We start from the raw sequence: 20,058 nt of genomic DNA on the forward strand, positions 1-20,058 counted from the left end.
AGATGATGGCCACGATGATCCGCGGCACCGTGACGGTGGGCGCGACCGTCCACGAGCTCGGCGAGCATCCGCAGGTGAGCGTCGGGTCCGCGGTCGGCAACGACATCGTCGTCGATCACCCGCTGATCGCCGCCCGCCACGTGCAGATCGAGTGGCGGACCAACCGATGGTGGGTATCCGCGCAGGATCCCGCGATGCCGGCCTTCGTGGCCGGCATCGCGGTCACCGAGGTCATGGTCGCCGCGCCGACCGTGGTGCGTCTCTCCGACCCCGACGACGGTCCGTCGCTGGTGATCGACCTGGTCGTCGATCAACCCGACCGGTGGTCCGAGCGCGGGATCACGGTGCGCGGCATCACCACGATCGGACGCACCCCGGACAACGATGTGGTGGTCGATGACATGCCGGCATCCCGTCATCACGCCCGGGTCGTCCGACAGGTCAACGAGGAGCTGATCATCGAAGACCTCGCCAGCAGCAACGGCACCTATGTCGACGGTCACCGAGTCGACCGGGCCGCGCTTCTCGACGGATCGGTGATCACGATCGGCAACACCGACCTCATGGTGAACGGCGATGTCCTCGCCCGTGATGGCGCACCCGCAGGAGCCTCCGACGGCCTGCACGTGCGTGGCGTCGGACTCACCCTCGATAGTGGCACCACGTTGCTGCGTGACGTCGAATTCACCGCCCGCCCCGGCACATTGACGGCGGTGATCGGACCATCCGGGGCGGGGAAGTCGACGGTGGCCCGGGTGGTCGCCGGCCTGAGCACCCCGTCGGCCGGCGTGGTGACCTTCGAGGGCCGCGACGTGCACGGCGAGTACGACGCGATGCACACCCGGATCGGGATGGTGCCGCAGAACGATGTGCTGCACCGGCGGCTCACCGTGCGCGAGGCGCTCGGCTACGCCGCCGAACTGCGGCTGCCGCCGGATCTGACCTCCGCCGATCGCGACCGTGTCGTCGCCGGGGTTCTCGCCGAACTGCAGCTGTCCCATCACCTCGACACCCGCATCGACCGACTGTCCGGCGGCCAGCGCAAACGTGCCTCGATGGCGATGGAGTTGCTGACCGGGCCCAGCCTGCTGATCCTCGACGAACCGACCTCGGGTCTCGATCCGGCACTCGACCGCCAGGTGATGGCCGCGCTGCGTCGCCTCGCCGACGGCGGGCGCGTGGTTCTGGTCGTCACGCACTCGCTGGCACATCTCGCGACGTGCGATCAAGTGCTTCTGCTGGCGCCCGGTGGCCGCACCGCCTTCGTCGGCCGCCCCGACCACATCCCGGCCGCGATGGGCAGCGCCGACTGGGCCGAGGTCTTCGCCTTCGTGACCGCTCACCCGGTGCTCGCCCATCGGGCCCACCTCGCCCGTTCCCGGCGAGCGCCCGCCATCCCGGTTCGACGGCCCACCGGACCGCTGATCGGTACGCCACAGGCGTCGGCGTTCCGGCAGTGTGGCACCGTCATCCGCCGACAATTCCGACTCCTCGTCGCCGACCCCGGCTATCTGGCGTTCCTCTCGGCACTACCGCTGGTCCTCGGCCTGCTGACGCTGGTGATCCCGGGCTCGCGGGGTTTCGCGGTCAACCAGAATCCCGAGACCGCCGGCGAAGCCCTGCAGATCCTGGTGATCCTGGTGGTCGGCGCGACCTTCATGGGCACGGCGCTCACCATCCGCGATCTCATCGGTGAGCGCGACGTCTTCGAACGGGAGCGGGCCGTCGGGTTGCGTCCCGGTGCCTACCTTGCGGCGAAGATCGTCGTGTTCTGCATCGTGGCAGTGACCCAGTGCATGGTCATGATCACGATCACCCTCCTGGGCAAAGGGATTCCCGCCGGCGGTGTGTTCGGTACCGCTCCGCTGGAACTCGTGTGCGCGGTCAGTGCACTCGCCTGCGTCAGCACCGTCGTCGGTCTGGCCGTGTCGGTCACGGTGCGCTCCACCGAACAGACGATGCCGCCGCTGGTGGTGTTGATCATCGCGCAGCTGGTGTTCTGCGGCGGGCTGTTCCGGATCAGCACACCGGTGTTGGCCCAGCTGCCCTGGCTGTTCCCGTCCTACTGGGGATACGCCGCCGCGGCCGGTGCGGTCGAGGTGAACACGAACTCACCACTGGCCCCGCAGACCCGAGGCGCCGCCATCTGGGATGCCACCGGGTCGAACGTGGTACTCGCCTGCAGCGCAATGCTGTTGGTGGCGACTGTGCTGGTGACGTACACGATGTCGCGTTTGCAGCTGCAGCGTCGTCGGTGAGTGGGGTCGTCGGTGAGTGGCGAGCAGACGACAACGCCCCCGACCGCCGGGGTGGGCTGGTCGGGGGCGATGCGATGAGGGGGGGCGATGAGTGGAGGTCAGAGCACCGTGTCGTCGGCGCCGTACCCGCTGCCGTCCTCGGAGTGTGGGACCTGGTCCTGGCCGTAGGGGTCGCTGCCGTACGAGTCGCTGCCGTAGGAATCGCCACCACCGGAGTAGGAGTCGGCCTGGCCGTCACCATCATTGTCGGCGACGTAGGCGTCGAGCTGTCCGTCGCCGTCCGTGTCGGCAGCGATGTAGTCGATGCGACCGTCACCGTCCCGGTCGTAGGAGATGCGGTCGGCGACACCGTCGCGGTCGGTGTCCTCGATGACGGTGTCCGGTGCGCCGTTTCCGTCCTGGTCGAGGGTCGAGGCCACGATCTGGCCGTTCTCCACGGTGTCGACGCGGGTGAGATCGCCGTCGCGGTCGACGTGCGCAATCGTGTCGATGCGGCCGTCGCCGTCGTCGTCGTGGCCGACCAGGGTGGTGCCGTCGGCGGTGGACACCGCAGCGGTGTCGTAGCGCCCGTCGCCGTCGGTGTCGACCTCCACGAGAGAGACATTGCCCGCCGCGTCGTAGTGGACCGCGACGTCGTTGCCCTGCGCATCGGTGGTGTGGCGCACGCCGCCCTCGGTGGCGGTGCCGGGGGTGCTGGAGGTGCCGTGATCGTTGGGGAGCATGGTGGGGCCTTCCTGGTCTATGTGGTCGAGCTGTCACGTGTCTGATGTGCCCGGCGGCCCAGAATGTTCCCCGGTTCCAGAATGCGCCCGCCTCGAATCTCTCGAGGACCAAACGTCGGCGGCCATCGGCAATTCGTTGTGGGAACATTCCCGACGGCCCGTAGCATCACATAGGGGACCGGCCACCACGCGGTGGCGAACGCGGATTCATCCGAACGGAGGGCAACACATGCAGGAGGAGCCGTCGATCCTGGCTTCGCTCGGCATCGACCCCGCCACGTCACCGGCGCCCCCCGACGACGTCTGGAGTGCGGCGCTGCAGGCCGCGTTCGATCCGTCGGCGACCGCCGATCCCGACACGGTTCCGGAGATGGACGACGAACCGCCGGCGCTTGCCGATGACGACGAGATCATCGTCGAACCGGCCGGGCTCGACGACACCCACGATGGTGTCGAGTCGGGGTCGGCGTCGGATCACGACGTCATCGTGGCCGGTGACCACAGCGAACTCGGCGACCAAACAGACGATGATGTCGCCCTCGACGATGCGGGGCACGGCGATGACGCCGGTGTCGACACGCACGGTGGTGTCGGTCCGCACGACGGCCACTACGATCTCTGAGCTGAGGTGGGGGATGTGACGGGCGGGAACCACTGATGGACGAGGCTGCGCTGCTCATGCAGGCACGCGAAGGCGACCAGCGGGCCTTCGCCGAGGTCGTCACCGCCCACCGCAATCATGTGTGGGCGGTGTGTCTCAACATCTGCGGCAACCCGCACGACGCCGAGGACGCCTTGCAGAACACGTTGGTCGCGGCTTGGCAGAACCTGCACAAGTTTCGTGGCGAGGCGCGCTTTTCCACCTGGCTGCACCGCATCGCCGCCAACAACGCGCTGACGGTGGTGCGCAAACGTAAAATCAACACGCAGATCACCGATTTCAGCGATCCGGAAGAGTCCGTCCAACTCGCCGACGACGATGCCGCTCCGCGGTTCGACGAACACATCGCTCTTCGGGATTCGCTGCGTGACGCGCTGTCCCAGCTCCCCGCGGAGTTCCGCGAGGCCATCGTGCTGCGCGAATTCGGTGACCTCACCTACGCCGACATCGCCGTGCAGCAGGGTGTCGGGATTCAGACCGTGAAGTCGCGGCTCAACCGGGCGCGTACCCAACTGCGCGACATCCTCGGCGACCGTATGGCCGCCCACTAAGAACTGCCGAGCCGTCGAAACTCGTGATGCGGTTGTGACCTGCTGAGGTTGTCGTGCCGTGCGATCGTTAACTATCGTCACATTAGTCACACCAGTAACACGCGCCTCATGTTTCGGTCAGGCACGCGCTCACGGAAGGTCTCGCGACGTTGGTTTCCGCACGTCCCCGGCACACACGTGCTCGGTCGCTGTCACTGGCGGCGATCGGCTTGGTGCCCGCGCTGCTCGTCGGCGGGCTGCTGACCGCACCGCGGATCCTGTCCGAGGACGTGACATTGTCGGCCGGTTCCGAGGTGACGCTGATCGGCCATGGACACGGCCACGGCCGCGGGATGGGTCAATGGGGTGCGTACGGCTACGCCCAGAAGGGCTGGTCGGCGACACAGATTTTGCGCCACTATTACGGCGGCACCACCGCGGGGAAGGTGGACAGGCCCGAGATCACGGTCGCTCTGACCGGGAAGAACTCGGTGAATGTGCACGCGGACGCCGGGATGCGAGTCGGTGGCCAAATGGTGGCTCCCGGACAGGCGGTCAGCCTGTCCGGGGGTACCGCCACCATCACCAGTGGGTGCGGTGGCGGTGTCGTGCGGTCGGTTCCGGCGCAATGGGTCGAGCCGGTCAACATGGGTCCGAGTCGGCCATCCGGCGAGTTCCTGAAGTTCTGTGGCTCCAACCAGGCCTATCGTGGCGCTCTCGGCTACGACGGCGGTCGCGTCAGCAACCGCCTCCACATCGACGACTACGTCAAGGGTGTGATCCCCAAGGAGAGCGTGCCGGGATGGGCGGATTCCGGTGGGGCAGAAGCGCTCAAGGCACAAGCGGTCGCGGCGCGCACCTATGCGCTGGCCGCGATCGCCGGTGGCAAGAAGATCGACGATACGCAGAACTCGCAGGTGTATGGCGGTGTGGCGGGCGAGGATCCGCGCACCAACCGCGCCGCCGACGCCACCCCGGGGCAGATCTTGCTGCAGGGCGGCAAGCCGGCCTTCACCGAATTCTCCGCGTCCACAGGCGGTTACACGGCCGGCGGACGATTCCCGGCGGTGCGTGACGACGGAGACACGGTCTCGCCGAACCACAACTGGACCGCGACGATCGGTGCGGGCCAGGTGGGCTCGGCATTTGGCGTCGGTGCGCTACGTGCGTTGGAGGTCGTGGAGGCCAACGGTCTCGGCGCCGAGGACGGTCGCGCGATCAAGGTCCGCGCCGTCGGCTCCGGCGGTACCGTCGAGGTCAGCGGCGAAGAGGCCCGCACCCGACTGGGACTCAAGTCGGCGTTCTTCTCGGTCAAGGGACAAGCCATCCGACCGAAGATCGTGAAGCCACCCACCGGTCCCGACATGCCCGGTGGCGGCGGCCTGGACTTGGGGAATCTGCTGAACCTCACCGACCAACTCCTGCCGGGCGCCGCGCAACTGCTGTCGACGGGCACCGAGGCGATCAACGGCCGCTACGGTGACCTCGGCGGCGTCACCGGCCCACTCGGTCAGGCCATCGGCGTACCGAACCTGACTCCCGACGGCAACGGCGTGGTGCAACTCTTCCAGCGCGGCATGTTGCTGTTCAGTGAGCAGACCGGCGCGCACGCTCTGGTGGGGGCGGGTCTGGCCGACTACCTCGCCGGCGGCGGGCAGCCGGTGAAGGGCTTTCCGGACGACGACCGGTTGCGCTGAGTTCTGTTGCGACGCCTCAGTCGACGCCCGGTCCTGCCTCGATGATCTGCTTGGCTACGTCGACCAGCTTGGTGTTGCTGTCCTGCGACAGTCGGGCCAGTAGCCGGAACGCCTGGTCGGCGTCGATCCGGTAGCGCTCCATGATCATGCCCTTCGCCTGCCCGATGATGTCGCGCGAACTCAGCGCGGTGAGCAGTTGGTGCTTCTCGCGGACCGCGGAGAACGCGGTGGCGCAATGCGCGGCGAACAGCTGACCGACCGCGATCGCGTCGGGCTCGAACGCATGGGTGGTGGTGCTCAGTAGGTTCAAAGCGCCGAAATCGTGACCGTCGATGTAGAGGCAGAAGCAGGCCATCGATTTGATGCCGAGTTCGGTCGCGGCCTCGGCATACCGTGGCCACCGGTCCTCGCGGCGCATGTCGTCGATGATGATCGTGGTGTCGTCGACGGCCGACCGTACGCACGGGCCCTCGTTGAACTCGCGCTGCAGCGCGTCGGATTTGCCGGCGAGATCACCCACCACGACCGGGGTTTCGATCCGGCCTGCGGTCACCAGGGTGACGCTGGCGTATTCGGTGCCGGGGACGGAGTCGACCGCGGCGGCGGAGATGCGGCCGAGTACGGCGGCAGTGTCGTCTCCCTCGGTTCGGATCTCCCGGATGAGTTCGGCCATCCTGGTCGTCTGCACGCTGTCCATTTTCATTCCTCCGCGGATCGCTGCCCGCCCCCGCTACGGGTGCCCTCGTGACCTGATCAGGGTACGAGATTCTCCCGCTGCGCGACCGACGGTCCGGCGTCGGCGGTGAACACGTCGAGGCGCAGGTCGGCGTCGCGGTAACCGCCGGCATGGGACAACGCTCCGTGCAGCAGGCGATCGTGAACGTCGTCACCCGACTGCGGATACTCCTCGACTTTACGCCGCCAGTGCACCGCGATCACCTCGCCGCGGGGCCGGAGCGACCGGGGCAGCCGCGTCAGCAGAGCGTCGAGGGCGACGGGATCGAGGTAGTAGAGCACTTCGCTGAGCACGATGAGGTCGAACGTCTCATCGGGCCAGCCGGTCACCAGGTCGGCGGTTCGTACTTGCACGCGACCGCCGTGGTGGGCGAGCCGTCGGGTGGCCAACTCCACCGCTCGCGGGCTGAGGTCGGTGCACAGCAGCTGATCGCTGCGGGCGGCGAGCTGGTCGCTGAGTACTCCGATCGAACAGCCCGGTTCAAAAACCCGCTCGTAATGGTCGGCACGCAGCGCGGCCATCGTCAGCGCGTACTTGCGACGCTCGTAGAACCGCTCGGCGAAGCCCCACGGGTCGTCGCTGCGTGCGTACATGTCATGGAAGTAGTCGTCGGCCATCGTTCGCCGAAACCCGGTGTCGCGCGTCATGTGAACACGAACTCGCGGGTACGGATCAGGTGGGCCAGCACGTGCGGCGGGAGGATCGCCGCGTCTGCCGGGTCGTCGGACAGTGGCCGGACCTGGGTGTCGAAGGCGTTGATCGCCGCATGCTTGACCGCCAGGATCGCCGGGTCGATCCGATGTGCACGCAGCCGGTGCCACGGGATGGTGGGGTCGCCGGGAGCGGCCCAATGCCACATCCAGATCGGGTACCACCACACCGGCACGTCCAGGCGTGCGGCCACCTCACCAGCAACGGCGCCGACCGTGTCGTGGTCGGGGTGCCCGTCGGCCGACCACACCGACAGCAGGCCGGTCGCGAGGGTCGGTGCTTCGGCGACGATCGACTCGACGATGCCGCCGATCGTGTGCCGCTGCTCGGCGAGCGCACCGTCGCGCAGCCCGCACCATCGGGGCGGGGCGACACCCAGCAGCTCGGTGGCGGTGTCGAGTTCGATGTGGCGCCGGTCGGCGAGCTGATCGGGCGACAGGGTAGGCGACCCCGGATGCGACGCGCGGCCATCCGACATGCACACCACCACGACCTCGATGCCGGCCTGCGCGGCCGCGGCCATGATCCCGCCTGCACCGAGCACCTCGTCGTCCGGGTGCGCGCCGAGCACCACCAGGCGCTCGATGTCCAGCGTCAGTTCCGGCCAGGGCTCCTGCGCGTCCATCCAGCTGACCCAGGCGTCCTCCGTGGTGCCGTCGGTGGTGACCGGTGTGCCGGCCAGGCCGCTCGCGGTGGAATCGGGTTCGGTCACCGACATCGGGCCTCCGGAAGGTTACGGTCGTCGACGACGAGACGACCGAGGTTCACCAGGTCGCGGTCGGCGTGCGATTGGCGAATGTAGACGCCGAGGTCGGCGACGGCCTGCGCGTGCTCGCGCTGATGCACGAGCGGTTCGGGCCCCAACGCCCGATTCACCCGGTCGATGACGTCGGTGGCGATCTGTTCCATGCTCCAGCGGACCTGCGCGGCCAACCGGCGGGCCCGATCGATGTCGTCGGGAGCGGCGTCGATCGTCATCGCGGCATGACTGAGTATTGCTTGGCCCTGGGCCAGGAGGGCGTCGACCGCACCGAGATGCATCATCGCGATGTCGTCGTCGCGGCGCCGCCCGGCAGCGGTGTACAGCGCGCCGGCCACTTTCCGGGCGCCGCCGAACCAGCAGGCCGCGACGCCTATCCCGCCGTGGAAGAACCCCGCCCGCTCCAAATAGGCGCCCGGTGCGCCGATCGGACGGGCCTCCGCCCGGTCGAAGCGAGCGGTACCGGTCTCGGTGGTGCGCATGCCTGCGGCGGTCCAGCCACCCCGTTCCGGGCGCACCCCGGGCTGCTGCAGGTCGACGGCGAACATCCGCCGCTGGTCACCGTCGCGGGCGGTGACCAGGGCGTGTGTGCAGCTGACCACGCCCGAACACCACGGCTTGGCCCCGGAGAGCTCCCACCGCCCGGAGTGCCGTTCGGCGGTCACCATCGGCTCCGGGGGCTCGGCCGCCCAGACGCCCCAGAACTCGCCGAACCCGGTGCGTTCGCCGACGATGTCGGCCAGGATCGCGTCCGCATCCAGATGGGCCTCGACGAGTCGACCCATCGAGATGTCGCGATGGCAGAGTTCGGTGAGGATGCGGAATCGATCGGCGGTGTCGCCGCGGCCCGGGAGTGGGACGTCGAGGTCTCCTTCGGTCACGATGCGCACCGCGAGCGCCGGGGCATCACACATCATCATCGGGCCACCTCCGGATCGTCGGCGGGTCGATCGGCAGAGCGCCGGGCCGGTGTTGCGCGGTCCAGGATCTCGAGTCGCTGCAGGTAGCCGGCGAATCCGGCGTCGGTGCGTCCGTCGCGTCGCGTCGAGGTCGCCACCGGGGAGCGGGCGCTGCGCCGAACCCGGGCACCCGAGGCCATCAGCCGCCGCACGATGTCCACATCCTCGTCGCCGGTCCGCGGCGCGAAGCCGCCGACCCGGCGGTAGGTGTCGGCGCGAAACCCCAGGTTGGCGCCGTGCACGTGATGGTGGCCGTCGTCGGCTAGGTAACGGTCGGCAAAAAGCTCCGCGACCGAGGAGGGCCAGTCGGCCCAGCCATCGGGGACCACCGTCCCGACGAACGCGTCGACCCCGTCGGCCGCTGCGCTCAGGTGCGTCGCCAACCAGTCCGGCGGAACCTCGGAATCGGCGTCGGTGGTGGCATACCAGGTGACGTGCTCATCGGGCGTCGACTGGCGATCGTGACTCGCGGCGTAGGCGAAACCGGCACGACGCGCAGCGCCCACCGACCGTGCCGAACAGGTGAGGGCGGTGATGTGCGCGGGTACGAGCCGGCTGGAGGCATCGGTGCAGGCGTCGAGGACCACCACGATCTCCACCTCGACCGCGACAGCGTCGGCCGCGACCGTCAGCGCGGTCAGGCAGCGGGTGAGCAGGAGTTCTTCATTGTGCGCGGGAACCACGACCACCGCCCGTTCCATCGGCGAGTGATCATCGAGAACGTGCACATCGGTCACCGGGCCCTCCAGGGTTGTCTGACGACGTCGATGCCCGGTGGTTTCAGGCCGACCGGTGCGCGGGTACCCAGATCCGGGGTGACTCACACCCGCCCGGCCGGTGATCGGATGTGCAGGTCGACGCCACCACGCGGCCGTGTGCACGGCGATTACTCAGGTTCGGTCCGTTACCCTGAACACCCGTGGCAGGAAATGGTGAGGACCGCAGCCCCGTCGACCTGATCGTGGTCGGCTCCGGGTTCTTCGGACTGACGATCGCCGAGCGGGCCGCGACCCAACTCGACAAGCGTGTGCTGGTGCTGGACCGCCGGCCACACATCGGTGGCAACGCGTACTCCGAGGCCGAGCCGACCACCGGCATCGAGATCCACAAGTACGGCGCGCACCTGTTCCATACCTCCAACAAGCGGGTCTGGGACTACGTCAACCAGTTCACCGATTTCACCGGCTATCAGCACCGCGTCTTCGCGATGTATCAGGGCCAGGCCTATCAGTTCCCGATGGGCCTCGGCCTGGTCGCGCAGTTCTTCGGACGCTACTACTCGCCCGACGAGGCGCGCGCCCTGATCGCCGAGCAGGCCGCCGAGATCGACACCGCGCAGGCCCGCAACCTCGAGGAGAAGGCGATCAGCCTCATCGGGCGGCCCCTGTATGAGGCGTTCGTCAAGCACTACACCGCCAAACAGTGGCAGACCGACCCGAAGGAGTTGCCCGCCGGTAACATCACCCGGCTACCGGTGCGCTACACCTTCGACAACCGCTACTTCAACGACACCTACGAGGGGCTACCGGTCGACGGCTACACGGCGTGGCTGGAGAAGATGGCCGCCGACGACCGCATCGAGGTGCGCCTGGACACCGACTGGTTCGACGTGCGCGACGAGTTGCGGGCGATCTCGCCGGACGCCCCGGTGGTCTACACCGGCCCGCTGGACCGCTACTTCGACTACTCGGCCGGCCGACTCGGCTGGCGCACACTCGATTTCGAGACCGACGTACTTGACATCGGGGACTTCCAGGGCACACCGGTGATGAACTACAACGACGCCGACGTCCCGTACACGCGTATCCACGAGTTCCGGCATTTCCATCCTGAGCGGGACTCCTACCCGGCCGACAAGACGGTCATCATGCGCGAGTTCAGCCGCTTCGCCGAAGCCGACGACGAACCCTACTACCCGATCAACACCCCGGAGGATCGTGCGAAGGTCTCGGCTTACCGCGACCTCGCGAAAGCCGAGACCGCACAGCGCAACGTGTTGTTCGGTGGTCGGCTGGGCACCTACCAGTACCTGGACATGCACATGGCGATCGCCAGTGCGCTCACCATGTTCGACAACACCTTGGCGCCGCACCTCGCCGAGGGCACCCCGCTCTCGACGTCCGACGGGCAGTGACCGGGTGTGAACCGATGAGGCGGAATACATGACAGTGACCCCTGTGAACCAGACCGACATCCCGGAGGCGGGCGCCGGCCCGTCGAAGGCGACCGCACTGCTGCAGCGGGTGATCTTCCCGCGCGCCGGTGAACCGATCGACGTGCGGTCGCTGTATCTGGTGGAATCGCCGAACAATTCGCGACGCGCGCACGCACCGAGCCGGACATCGGTGTCGCTCGCCGGCGAGTCCGAGGTGAGCTTCGAGACCTACTTCAACGCCTTCGCCGCTGCCTACTGGCGTCGCTGGAGTGTGCTGACGTCGGTGGTGCTGCGGGTGGAGGTGGTCGGCACCTGCCGAGTCGATCTGTATCGCTCGAAGATCGACGGCTCACGCATCGGCATCGGCGGCGACCTGATCGCCACCGACGAGAACGGCCGCGGCGTGGCCGAATTCGAGCTCGACCTGGGGCCGTTCGAGGACGGCGGCTGGATCTGGTTCGACATCACCACCGACACCGACACCGAGATCGTCGCGGCCGGGTGGTATTCGGCGCAGCCGGCAGCAACCGGTGACGAGACCAAACGCGTCACCATCGGCATCCCGACGTTCAACCGGCCCACCGATGCGGTCAACGCGCTGGCCGCGCTCACCTCGGATCCGTTGGTGGACGAGGTGATCGATGCCGTCATGATGCCCGATCAGGGCAACAAGAAGGTCGTCGACGAACCCGGCTACACCGAGGCGTCCGCCGCACTCGGTGATCGGCTGCACATCTTCGACCAGCCGAACCTCGGCGGCTCCGGCGGGTACGCCCGGATCATGTACGAGGCGTTGCGCCGCACCGACTCTCCTTACATCCTCTACATGGATGACGACATCATGATCGAGCCCGACTCGATTTTGCGGGCGCTGGCAATGTCGCGATTCGCCAAGTCCCCCATGCTCGTCGGTGGTCAGATGCTCAACCTGCAGGACCGCAGCCACCTGCACTGCATGGGTGAGGTCATCAACCGCGACAAGTTCATGTGGACCGCGGCGCCGTTTGTCTCCTACGACCACAACTTCGCGAAATACCCGTTGCGCGACCGGGAGAACTCGAAGAACCTGCATCGGCGGATCGACGTCGAGGGCAACGGGTGGTGGATGTGCATGATCCCGCGGCAGTGCGCCGAGGAGATCGGCCTGCCGATGCCGCTGTTCATCAAGTGGGACGACTGGGAGTTCGCGCTGCGCGCCGCCAAGGCCGGCTACCCGACGGCGACCGTGCCGGGTATCGCGATCTGGCACATGGCGTGGAGCGACAAGGACGATGCCATCGACTGGCAGGCCTACTTCCACCTGCGCAACCGGTTGGTGGTCGCGTCGCTGACCAAGGACGGCCCCATCGACGGAATCGTCAAGTCGATGGTCAAGGCGACCGCGAAACATCTACTGTGCCTCGAGTATTCGACGGTCGCCATCCAGAACGAGGCGATCCGCGACTTCCTGGCCGGGCCGGATCACATCCGCAGCTTGTTGCCGACCGCGCTGCCGAAGATCGCCGCGATGCGCAAGCAGTACCCGGACGCCGTCGTCCTGCCGTCGGCCACCGAGTTGCCGCGCACCAGCGGACAGGCCACCCACCTGGGCACCAACATCCCGGAGGGTAAGGTCGCCAAGCTCAAGTCGCTGACCGCCGCGCTGGTGCGCAACGCCAAGCCGGCCGACCCGCGTCACCACGAGGTGCCGCAGGCCAACTTCCCGCCGATCGAGGCACGCTGGTTCAGCCTCGGACGCGTCGACGGCGTCACCGTGACCACCGCCGACGGCCGCGGCGTGGTCTACCGCAAACGTGACCGCGACAAGATGATTGCGCTGGCCAGAGAGTCGGCGGCACTCGTGCGCGAACTCAAGGACCGCTTCCCGGCGATGCGCGAGGAGTACCGGGCCAAGCATGCAGAACTGACGAGTCAGGAGAGTTGGGCGCGTGTCTTCGGAATCGACTGAGTCGGTCTCGGCGCCGGTGGTGCTGCCACCGGCGACCGGTGAGGTCGCCGCACTGCTCGCGGTCCAACGCGTGGCCGCCGACCGTCCGGGCGTGGTCTCGGCGGCGCGAGGCCTGTCGCACTTCGGCGAACACTCACTGGGTTGGCTGGCGATCGCCGGCGTCGGCGCTGCCGCCGCATGGCGACGCGGCGATCAGCCCGAGGTGCGGCGCTGGGCGGAGGCCGGGGTCGGCGCGTTCGGCGCGCATGCCGCCTCGGTGATCATCAAGCGGGTGGTGCGCCGCCGCCGCCCACACGACGAGCGCATCCGTGTCGGGGTGTCGACGCCGAGCAAACTCAGCTTCCCGTCGTCGCACGCCACCTCCACCACCGCAGCCGCCATCCTCATCGGGCGGGCGGCCGGACTGCCGACGGCGGCGTTGCCCGCGGTACTTGTTCCGCCGATGCTGTTGTCGCGGCTGGTCCTCGGCGTGCACTACCCGACCGATGTGCTCGCCGGAGCAGCCATTGGAGCGGCGAGCGCGGCGGCCGTGACGGCGGGTGACAGACTGTTCGCGACCAACGTCGCTACGAGATGAGTCCGAGGACATGAGCGAAGAGCCGATCGAGCATGAACCGGTGCTGGCACCGCCGAAGAATCTGGCGACCGGCCTGATCAAGGCGGTCCGCCCGCGGCAATGGGTGAAGAACGTCCTCGTTCTCGCCGCGCCGTTGGCGGCGGGCAGCGTGGGCGAGGGCGATGTGCTCGGGCCCGTCGCCATCGCCTTCGTCGCGTTCTGCCTGGTCGCGTCGTCCATATATCTGGTCAACGATGCTCGCGACGTCGAATCCGACCGCAATCATCCGACCAAACGTTTCCGCCCGATCGCCGCGGGTGTGGTGCCGGTGCCGCTGGCCTACGGTCTGGCGGTGGTGCTCGCGGTGGCGGCGCTGGGGATCTCGCTGCTCGCCAACTGGGAGACGGCGGTCGTCATCGCCATCTACCTCGGCATTCAGCTCGGCTACTGCTTCGGCTGGAAGAACCAGCCGGTCATCGACATCTGCATTGTCTCGTCGGGCTTCCTGCTGCGTGCTATCGCCGGAGGTGTCGCCGCCGAGATCGAGCTGTCGCAGTGGTTCCTGCTGGTGATGGCGTTCGGGTCGCTGTTCATGGCTGCCGGCAAGCGGTACGCGGAGCTGCAGCTGGCCGAGCGGACCGGCGCCAAGATCCGCAAGGCGCTGCAGTACTACACCACCACCTACCTGCGGTTCGTGTGGACCTTGTCGGCGACTGCGGTGGTGATCTTCTACGGCCTCTGGGCCTTCGACAACGCCGACACGAATGTCGCCTACTCCGTGTCGATGGTGCCGTTCACGATCGCGATCCTGCGCTACGCCGTCGACATCGACGGTGGTCAGGCCGGGGAGCCCGAAGAGATCGCGCTCGGTGACCGCGTCCTGCAGTTGCTGGCCGTCGCCTGGTTGGTGTGTGTTGGTGTCGCGGTCTATGCGGTCTCCTGACCTGGGGTCTTCCGAGGGCGGTGAGGTCGGCGACGCGGCAGCCGACGCCCCCACCGAGGCGATCCCCGTCACCGAGTCGGACCCCGACAGCGAGTCGAGCCGTGCCACCGAGCGGAACCCTGACACCGAATCGACAGTCGCCACCGAGCTGACGACAGGCGCCGACACGGGCCGTGGCCTCGGCAGCTGGGGTGCCCGTCAGTGGGTGCCCGTCATCAGTTTTCTGATCGGCACGATCACGGTCACCACGCTGTTCACCATCGGGGTGTGGCAGCGACGCTGGATCGCCGACGACGGGCTGATCGTGCTGCGTACGTTGCGCAACCTGTTCGCAGGCAACGGCCCGGTCTTCAACGTCGGCGAACGCGTCGAGGCCAACACCTCGACCGCCTGGACCTACGTGCTCTGGTTCTGGGCCTGGGTCACCGACGGTCAGCTCGAGTACGTCGCCCTCTGGGTGGCGCTGGTGCTGTCGGTCGCGGCGATTCCGATCGCCATGTATGCCACCGCACGGCTGTATCGCACCCGCCTCGGGGGACTGACCGGGGACGGTTGGACGCTGTTGCTGCCGTTCGGCGTGATCGCCTACGTCGCGTTGCCGCCGGCCCGGGACTTCGCGACCAGCGGTCTGGAGAACGGCCTGTGCATCTTCTGGGTGGCGGTCCTGTGGGGTCAGTTGGTGGCGTGGAGCCGACGCCCGGTCACCGACCCGTCGCGGTGGCAGCGGGCCGCGACGCTGACCTTGGCGTTCACCGCCGGGCTGGCGCCGCTGATCCGGCCGGAACTGACGATTCTCGGCGGACTGGTCTTGCTACTGGTGATACTCGCACCCACCTCGTGGCCGATGCGGATCGGCATCATCGTGGTGGCCGCGGTGCTGCCGGTGGGCTATCAGATCTTCCGGATGGGTTACTACGCGTTGCTGGTGCCCAACCCGGCCGTGGCCAAGGACGCCAGCGGCGCCAAGTGGCATCAAGGGTTGCTCTATCTGGCCAATTTGTTCGGACCGTACGTGCTGTTGCTGCCCGTCGTCCTGATCGTCGTGACCGGCATCTTCATCGTCGGCGGCCGACGTCTCGCGGGCGGGCGGCCGACGCCGGAGCCCGGCGAGTCCGTCCGACTCACCTGGCGGCAGCGGGTGGCGTCCTGGTCGGCCGCCCTACACAGTCCCTCCGCGGCGACGGTCACCGTGATGCTGGCCGGGCTGATCGGCGGCATCTACTGGATTCGGCAGGGCGGCGACTTCATGCACGGTCGCGTTCTGCTGGTCCCGTTGTTCACCCTGCTGCTGCCGTTGATGGTGGTGCCGGTGACCATTCCGGCGCACGTGCGCGCGGCATGGCGCTCGGATACCGGCACCGATACCGACGTGCGGCGTCGGACGCGGGTACAGCTCGCCGGGTCGGTGATCATGGGCGCGTTCTGGGTGACCATCGTCGCGTGGGCCGCGGTGTGCAGCCACAACGTGCTGCCCAACGCCGGCACCGACATCGGCCGGAGCGGCATCGTCGACGAGCGTCGCTTCTACGTCACCAACATGGGCAACGAGAACCCGGTGACTGCCGAGGACTATCTCGATTACCCGCGTATGGGAGCGATGGCCGAGTGGATCGAGCGCTACCACGACGAGGGCGGAGTGATCCTGCCGTCGTTCAATTACGACGAGTGGTACATCGCAAAGCTGCCCGGCAATATCGCGCCCGAGGACCGCAAGCTCACCGTCTATTTCCTCAATCTGGGGATGACGAGTATGAACGCGCCACTCGACGTCCGTGTCATCGACCAGATGGGCCTGGCATATCCGCTCGCCGCGCACACCGAGCGCCTCGAGGACGGCCGGATCGGTCACGACAAGGTGTTGCCCTCGGAATGGGTCGTCGCGGAGGCCGGAGCCTACCCGCGCAAGCCGGTCCTGCCGGGTTATCTCGACGAGGACCTGGTGCGGCAGGCGCAGGTGGCGCTGAGATGCCCGGAAACCCAGGATCGTTTCGACTCGTACGAGGCGGCGTGGACATGGGAACGGTTCAAACGCAATCTCAAGGAGTCGTTCACGTTCACCGACTACCGGATCGAACGTGAGCCCGAGTACGAGATCGCGCGCTGTGGGTTGCAGATGCCGCCCCGCATCCATCCGCGCTGACCGTTCACCTCATCCGCGAGGGGCCGACGCGTGTGGAAGTCCGCTGAATACGCTGCCTGAGGAGGGCCGGAGCGTGCGGAGGCCCGTCACGAAGGCCCGGTTTGCCCATCAATATCTCGAATCGGTAACGTTCGGCCCGACTTGGTCGATAGATCAACGTGACCAGGACACCCGTGTGCTGATTGCATAACGGCTCGCCGACGAGCGGATGTGAGAGCAGTCACAGCGTTTGTCAGCGTTGGGGGGATGCAATAGGCTCCCGAAACGGTGCTCAACGGCCGAATGTGGGCTGTTCGGCGCGCGATTGCTTCGCGTGCCGGGGCCAGTGCGCCCGCAGCGCCGTCGGGGGATGTCAGCGGCCGGGTGTCGTAGGAGGATTCGGCGGTTCGGGAATGTTGTCCCGTCCCGCCGGATGACAGAGGGAGATATCAGTCGATGCGTGAAGCTGCTGCCAGGCCGCCAAGAGCCGGTTGGGCGCGAAACCGAGCCGTCGCGGCAATCATCGCGATGGCGACCGTGATCGGCCTGGCCGGTGTGATCGGCGGTGCCGGTGACGCGAGCGCCCGGATCGGTGGCACCCAGATCGGCAAGCAGGAGTTCTGGGTCAACGGATGTGGCATGCCCAACGTGAAGGTGCGTGCCTGGAAGCGTCCCGGTAACTACAAGACCGCGATCCTGCTCGACGGCATGCGCGCCCAGTACGACTACAGCGGCTGGGAGATCAACACCAACGTCCAGGAGATGGTCCGCTCCGGCGTCAACGTCGTGGAACCCATCGGTGGGCCGGCCAGCTTCTACTCCGACTGGGACGCACCCAGCAATTTCAACAACCAGCCGTACCGCTACATGTGGAACTGCGTCATCACCCGCTCGCTGGTCCGCGAACTGGACCGCCGCGGGTTCCGGGTCGGCGCGAGCCGTAAGTACGCCATCGCCGGTCTGTCGTCGGGCGGTAATGCCGCCCTCGTCATCGGTGCGCAGAACCGCCACAACTTCGACCGCGCGGCGTCGCTGTCGGGCTACAACTTCCTGAACGCGCCCGGTATGCGCACCGCGCTGCGACTGGCGATGTTCGACGTCGACCCCAAGCCGTGGAACATCGACAGCATGTGGGGCCCGCCGTGGAGCCCGCGATGGATCTCCAACGACCCGTTCATGAACATCAACCGCATGCACGGTATGAAGATCTTCATCGGGTCCGGTAACGGCCTGTTCGGACAATACAACTCGCTGCCGAACGTTTTCGACGACCTGTTCAAGGGCTCGACGCTCGAGGTCCTCGCCTTCACCCAGGCCAAGGCCTTCGAGGCGGCCGCGTTGGTCCAGGGACTGCCGCTGATGACCTATTACTCCAACGGCACCCACGCCTGGGGCTACTGGCAGGACATGCTCTGGAACGCCAAGAATCGCGGGTTCTTCCGCTGAGTTGACCGGCGATCGCACCGCAGGACAACATCAGTCACAGAAATCCCACGCGTAACAGCGTGGCGCACGCAAAACAGAACGCCCTACGTGTAAGAAACACGTAGGGCGTTTTGTTGTCTGTGGGGTTGATGTGACTTCTGGGGAAAGAGTTACTCGCTCACCTGGTCAAACGCCGTGATGCTCAGGTGGTGTGAAGGAGTCAGAGGGTGAACTGGCAAGTGGTTCGGTATGTCGTGGCGCGCAGCGCGCGGAACACGACCGACGATGTTCGGGGGCACGGCGTCCGGGGGCACCGAGGTCAGAGCGGTCGATCCGGCACCGCCCGACGGTGGGCGACCGGTGCGGCGGTAGCGGCCGCCGCGGTCCTGGTGCTCGCCGCCCCCACGATCCCCGCCGGCGCCGAGCCGGCCCCGGCGCCCGGCGCGCCCGCGGTGCAGCCATCGGCCCCCGCGCCGGCAGCACCGCCGGCGGCCGAGTCGGCCCCACCGGCCCCGGTCGCCGCTAGCCAACCCGCGCGGGTGACCAACACCTTCTGGTACACCGACCGCCGTGTCGCGCTGTGGGTCGACTCGCCGGCGATGGGAACCAACATCCAGGTCCAGCTGCTGCTGGCCCGTGACTGGTGGGCCAAGCCGAAGGAGAAGTTCCCGCAGCTGATCACCCTCGACGGTCTGCGGGCACAAGAAGACCAGAGTGGCTGGATCATCAACACCAACATCGAGGACTTCTACCGCGACAAGAACGTCAACGTGGTGCTCCCGATCGGCGGCGAGTCCAGCTTCTACACCGACTGGAAAGAACCCGACAAGGGCAAGAACTACAAGTGGGAGACGTTTCTGCAGTCCGAGCTCCCGCCGATCCTGGAGGGCGACTGGCGCTCCACCGACGTCCGCGGCATCCAGGGCCTGTCGATGGGTGGCTCGGCGGCGATGATGCTGGCCGCCCGCAACCCCGGTTTCTACAAGTACGCCGCGTCCTACTCGGGCATCTTGCAGATGACCTCCTACGGAATGCCGCAGGCGATCCAGTTCGCGTTGCGCGACGGTGGCGGCTACGACTCGATGAAGATGTTCGGCCCGCCCAGCGACCCGGCCTGGAAGGAGCATGACCCGTACTTGCTGGCCGAGAAGCTGCGCGGCACCAGCCTGTACGTGTCGTCGGGCAACGGACTGGTCGGCCCGCACGACAAGCCGTCCGACATCCCGATGCTGGCCACCAACTATTCGGGTGTCGGACTGGAGATCCTCAGCCGAGTGACCTCGCAGCAGTTCGCCATCAAGCTCAACCAGCTGGGCATCCCCGGTCAGGCGGTCTACCGTCCTTCTGGGACGCACACCTGGCCGTACTGGCAGTTCGAGATGCAGCAGTCGTGGCCGCAGGCCGCGGGCGCCCTGGGCCTGATGAACGATCACCCGGCGTGCAAGGTCGGCTTCGCGAAGGCCTACAACGTCAACAAGGACGTTCTCGGTGAATGCCTGACACCGGTCTACGGCGTACCGGGTGGCAAGGCACAGGACTTCCGCGGTGGGCGGATCATCACCGGTCCGAAGGGGCCCAAGATGGTCGGCGGCGGCATCGGCGGCGAGTACGTCGCCGCCGGCGGGCCGGGCGGCAAGCTGGGTCTGCCGACCAGTGACGAGATGCCCACCCGCGACGGCAAGGGGCGCGTCAACACCTTCGAGCACGGCCGGATCGTCTGGACGGCCAAGGATGGAGCGAAGGTCACCAAGTGACCTCTCGCACCCGGCGACGGCCCAAGCTGAACGGGAGCCGTCGCCGGTGCTGAGACTTCACTGAGTAATCGGCACGTTTCTGCTGGTGGGGTGGGTCGGGTGGCAAGCGACTCACCGCGGAGAC

General features: G+C 67.4%; 17 protein-coding genes. 11 read left to right on the forward strand and 6 right to left on the reverse strand.

Going from position 1 to position 20,058, the window contains the following annotated elements; all coding sequences use genetic code 11:
- The first annotated feature begins 14 nt into the window (after positions 1-14).
- On the forward strand, positions 15-2,258 hold the full coding sequence (locus L1892_RS09215; protein WP_235723297.1) for an ATP-binding cassette domain-containing protein: 2,244 nt from the start codon (positions 15-17) through the stop codon (positions 2,256-2,258).
- Between the two features lie 98 nt (positions 2,259-2,356).
- Here L1892_RS09215 and L1892_RS09220 read toward each other — a convergent pair whose 3' ends face one another.
- On the reverse strand, positions 2,357-2,980 hold the full coding sequence (locus tag L1892_RS09220) for a hypothetical protein (RefSeq protein ID WP_235723298.1): 624 nt from the start codon (positions 2,978-2,980) through the stop codon (positions 2,357-2,359).
- Between the two features lie 229 nt (positions 2,981-3,209).
- On the opposite strand from L1892_RS09220, the gene L1892_RS09225 reads away from it, so the two are divergent.
- The 3 genes from L1892_RS09225 (at position 3,210) to L1892_RS09235 (ending at position 5,868) form a co-directional block, all read left to right on the forward strand.
- Positions 3,210-3,602, forward strand: coding sequence for a hypothetical protein (locus L1892_RS09225; RefSeq protein ID WP_235723299.1), 393 nt, complete (start codon positions 3,210-3,212; stop codon positions 3,600-3,602).
- A 35-nt stretch (positions 3,603-3,637) separates the two neighbouring features.
- Complete coding sequence (locus tag L1892_RS09230) at positions 3,638-4,192, forward strand: RNA polymerase sigma factor (RefSeq protein WP_235723300.1); 555 nt, start codon at positions 3,638-3,640, stop codon at positions 4,190-4,192.
- A gap of 149 nt (positions 4,193-4,341) precedes the next feature.
- A complete protein-coding gene (locus L1892_RS09235; RefSeq protein ID WP_235723301.1) occupies positions 4,342-5,868 on the forward strand; it encodes a SpoIID/LytB domain-containing protein in 1,527 nt (508 codons plus the stop codon).
- A gap of 16 nt (positions 5,869-5,884) precedes the next feature.
- Here the strand turns inward: L1892_RS09235 and L1892_RS09240 are convergent, their stop codons facing one another.
- From L1892_RS09240 to L1892_RS09260, 5 genes are read right to left on the reverse strand one after another with little or no spacing between them, the layout of a single operon-like run.
- Positions 5,885-6,565, reverse strand: coding sequence for a GAF and ANTAR domain-containing protein (locus tag L1892_RS09240; protein WP_235723302.1), 681 nt, complete (start codon positions 6,563-6,565; stop codon positions 5,885-5,887).
- A gap of 56 nt (positions 6,566-6,621) precedes the next feature.
- Positions 6,622-7,251: a class I SAM-dependent DNA methyltransferase gene (locus L1892_RS09245; RefSeq protein WP_235723303.1), complete on the reverse strand. Its 630-nt coding sequence runs from the start codon at positions 7,249-7,251 to the stop codon at positions 6,622-6,624.
- Positions 7,248-8,033 carry a PIG-L deacetylase family protein gene (locus tag L1892_RS09250; protein WP_235723304.1) on the reverse strand — a complete coding sequence of 262 codons (786 nt, stop codon included), beginning with the start codon at positions 8,031-8,033 and terminating at the stop codon, positions 7,248-7,250. The genes L1892_RS09245 and L1892_RS09250 overlap by 4 nt, the downstream gene beginning before the upstream one ends.
- Entirely contained in the window at positions 8,024-8,989 is a 966-nt protein-coding gene (locus L1892_RS09255; protein WP_372474991.1) for an acyl-CoA dehydrogenase family protein, read from the reverse strand. Before L1892_RS09255 ends, L1892_RS09250 begins: the two co-directional genes overlap by 10 nt.
- Before the next feature lie 2 nt (positions 8,990-8,991).
- Positions 8,992-9,771, reverse strand: coding sequence for a glycosyltransferase family 2 protein (locus L1892_RS09260; RefSeq protein WP_235723305.1), 780 nt, complete (start codon positions 9,769-9,771; stop codon positions 8,992-8,994).
- A gap of 182 nt (positions 9,772-9,953) precedes the next feature.
- Between L1892_RS09260 and glf the strand changes: the two genes are divergently transcribed.
- From glf to L1892_RS09295, 7 genes are all read left to right on the forward strand, one after another.
- Positions 9,954-11,168, forward strand: a complete 1,215-nt coding sequence (gene glf / locus L1892_RS09265) for a UDP-galactopyranose mutase (RefSeq protein ID WP_235723306.1) — start codon at positions 9,954-9,956, stop codon at positions 11,166-11,168.
- A 28-nt stretch (positions 11,169-11,196) separates the two neighbouring features.
- Complete coding sequence (locus tag L1892_RS09270; protein WP_235723307.1) at positions 11,197-13,137, forward strand: glycosyltransferase; 1,941 nt, start codon at positions 11,197-11,199, stop codon at positions 13,135-13,137.
- Positions 13,118-13,714, forward strand: coding sequence for a phosphatase PAP2 family protein (locus tag L1892_RS09275; protein ID WP_235723308.1), 597 nt, complete (start codon positions 13,118-13,120; stop codon positions 13,712-13,714). Before L1892_RS09270 ends, L1892_RS09275 begins: the two co-directional genes overlap by 20 nt.
- Positions 13,715-13,724: 10 nt before the next feature.
- Positions 13,725-14,636 (forward strand): decaprenyl-phosphate phosphoribosyltransferase, encoded by a 912-nt coding sequence (locus tag L1892_RS09280; protein WP_235723309.1) that lies wholly within the window; start codon positions 13,725-13,727, stop codon positions 14,634-14,636.
- Positions 14,623-16,776 (forward strand): arabinofuranosyltransferase AftB family protein, encoded by a 2,154-nt coding sequence (locus L1892_RS09285; protein WP_235723310.1) that lies wholly within the window; start codon positions 14,623-14,625, stop codon positions 16,774-16,776. The genes L1892_RS09280 and L1892_RS09285 overlap by 14 nt, the downstream gene beginning before the upstream one ends.
- 435 nt (positions 16,777-17,211) lie before the next feature.
- On the forward strand, positions 17,212-18,201 hold the full coding sequence (locus L1892_RS09290) for an alpha/beta hydrolase (RefSeq protein WP_235723311.1): 990 nt from the start codon (positions 17,212-17,214) through the stop codon (positions 18,199-18,201).
- 368 nt (positions 18,202-18,569) lie between these two features.
- The gene (locus tag L1892_RS09295) at positions 18,570-19,934 is read left to right on the forward strand and encodes an alpha/beta hydrolase-fold protein (RefSeq protein ID WP_235723426.1); all 1,365 of its coding nucleotides are present in this window, start codon (positions 18,570-18,572) and stop codon (positions 19,932-19,934) included.
- Positions 19,935-20,058 lie beyond the last annotated feature (124 nt).

The organism is Gordonia tangerina (assembly GCF_021556435.1).
In the GTDB taxonomy this organism is placed as follows: Bacteria; Actinomycetota; Actinomycetes; order Mycobacteriales; family Mycobacteriaceae; genus Gordonia; species Gordonia tangerina.

Bases quoted from the DNA above. Each gene is read 5' to 3' on its own strand.
- L1892_RS09225 (WP_235723299.1), top strand. From the start codon at position 3,210: ATGCAGGAGGAGCCGTCGATCCTGGCTTCGCTCGGCATCGACCCCGCC.
- L1892_RS09250 (WP_235723304.1), bottom strand. From the start codon at position 8,033: ATGTCGGTGACCGAACCCGATTCCACCGCGAGCGGCCTGGCCGGCACA.
- L1892_RS09270 (WP_235723307.1), top strand. From the start codon at position 11,197: ATGACAGTGACCCCTGTGAACCAGACCGACATCCCGGAGGCGGGCGCC.
- L1892_RS09290 (WP_235723311.1), top strand. From the start codon at position 17,212: ATGCGTGAAGCTGCTGCCAGGCCGCCAAGAGCCGGTTGGGCGCGAAAC.
- L1892_RS09220 (WP_235723298.1), bottom strand. From the start codon at position 2,980: ATGCTCCCCAACGATCACGGCACCTCCAGCACCCCCGGCACCGCCACC.
- L1892_RS09230 (WP_235723300.1), top strand. From the start codon at position 3,638: ATGGACGAGGCTGCGCTGCTCATGCAGGCACGCGAAGGCGACCAGCGG.
- L1892_RS09240 (WP_235723302.1), bottom strand. From the start codon at position 6,565: ATGGACAGCGTGCAGACGACCAGGATGGCCGAACTCATCCGGGAGATC.
- L1892_RS09215 (WP_235723297.1), top strand. From the start codon at position 15: ATGATCCGCGGCACCGTGACGGTGGGCGCGACCGTCCACGAGCTCGGC.
- L1892_RS09245 (WP_235723303.1), bottom strand. From the start codon at position 7,251: ATGACGCGCGACACCGGGTTTCGGCGAACGATGGCCGACGACTACTTC.
- L1892_RS09280 (WP_235723309.1), top strand. From the start codon at position 13,725: ATGAGCGAAGAGCCGATCGAGCATGAACCGGTGCTGGCACCGCCGAAG.
- L1892_RS09255 (WP_372474991.1), bottom strand. From the start codon at position 8,989: ATGTGTGATGCCCCGGCGCTCGCGGTGCGCATCGTGACCGAAGGAGAC.
- L1892_RS09285 (WP_235723310.1), top strand. From the start codon at position 14,623: ATGCGGTCTCCTGACCTGGGGTCTTCCGAGGGCGGTGAGGTCGGCGAC.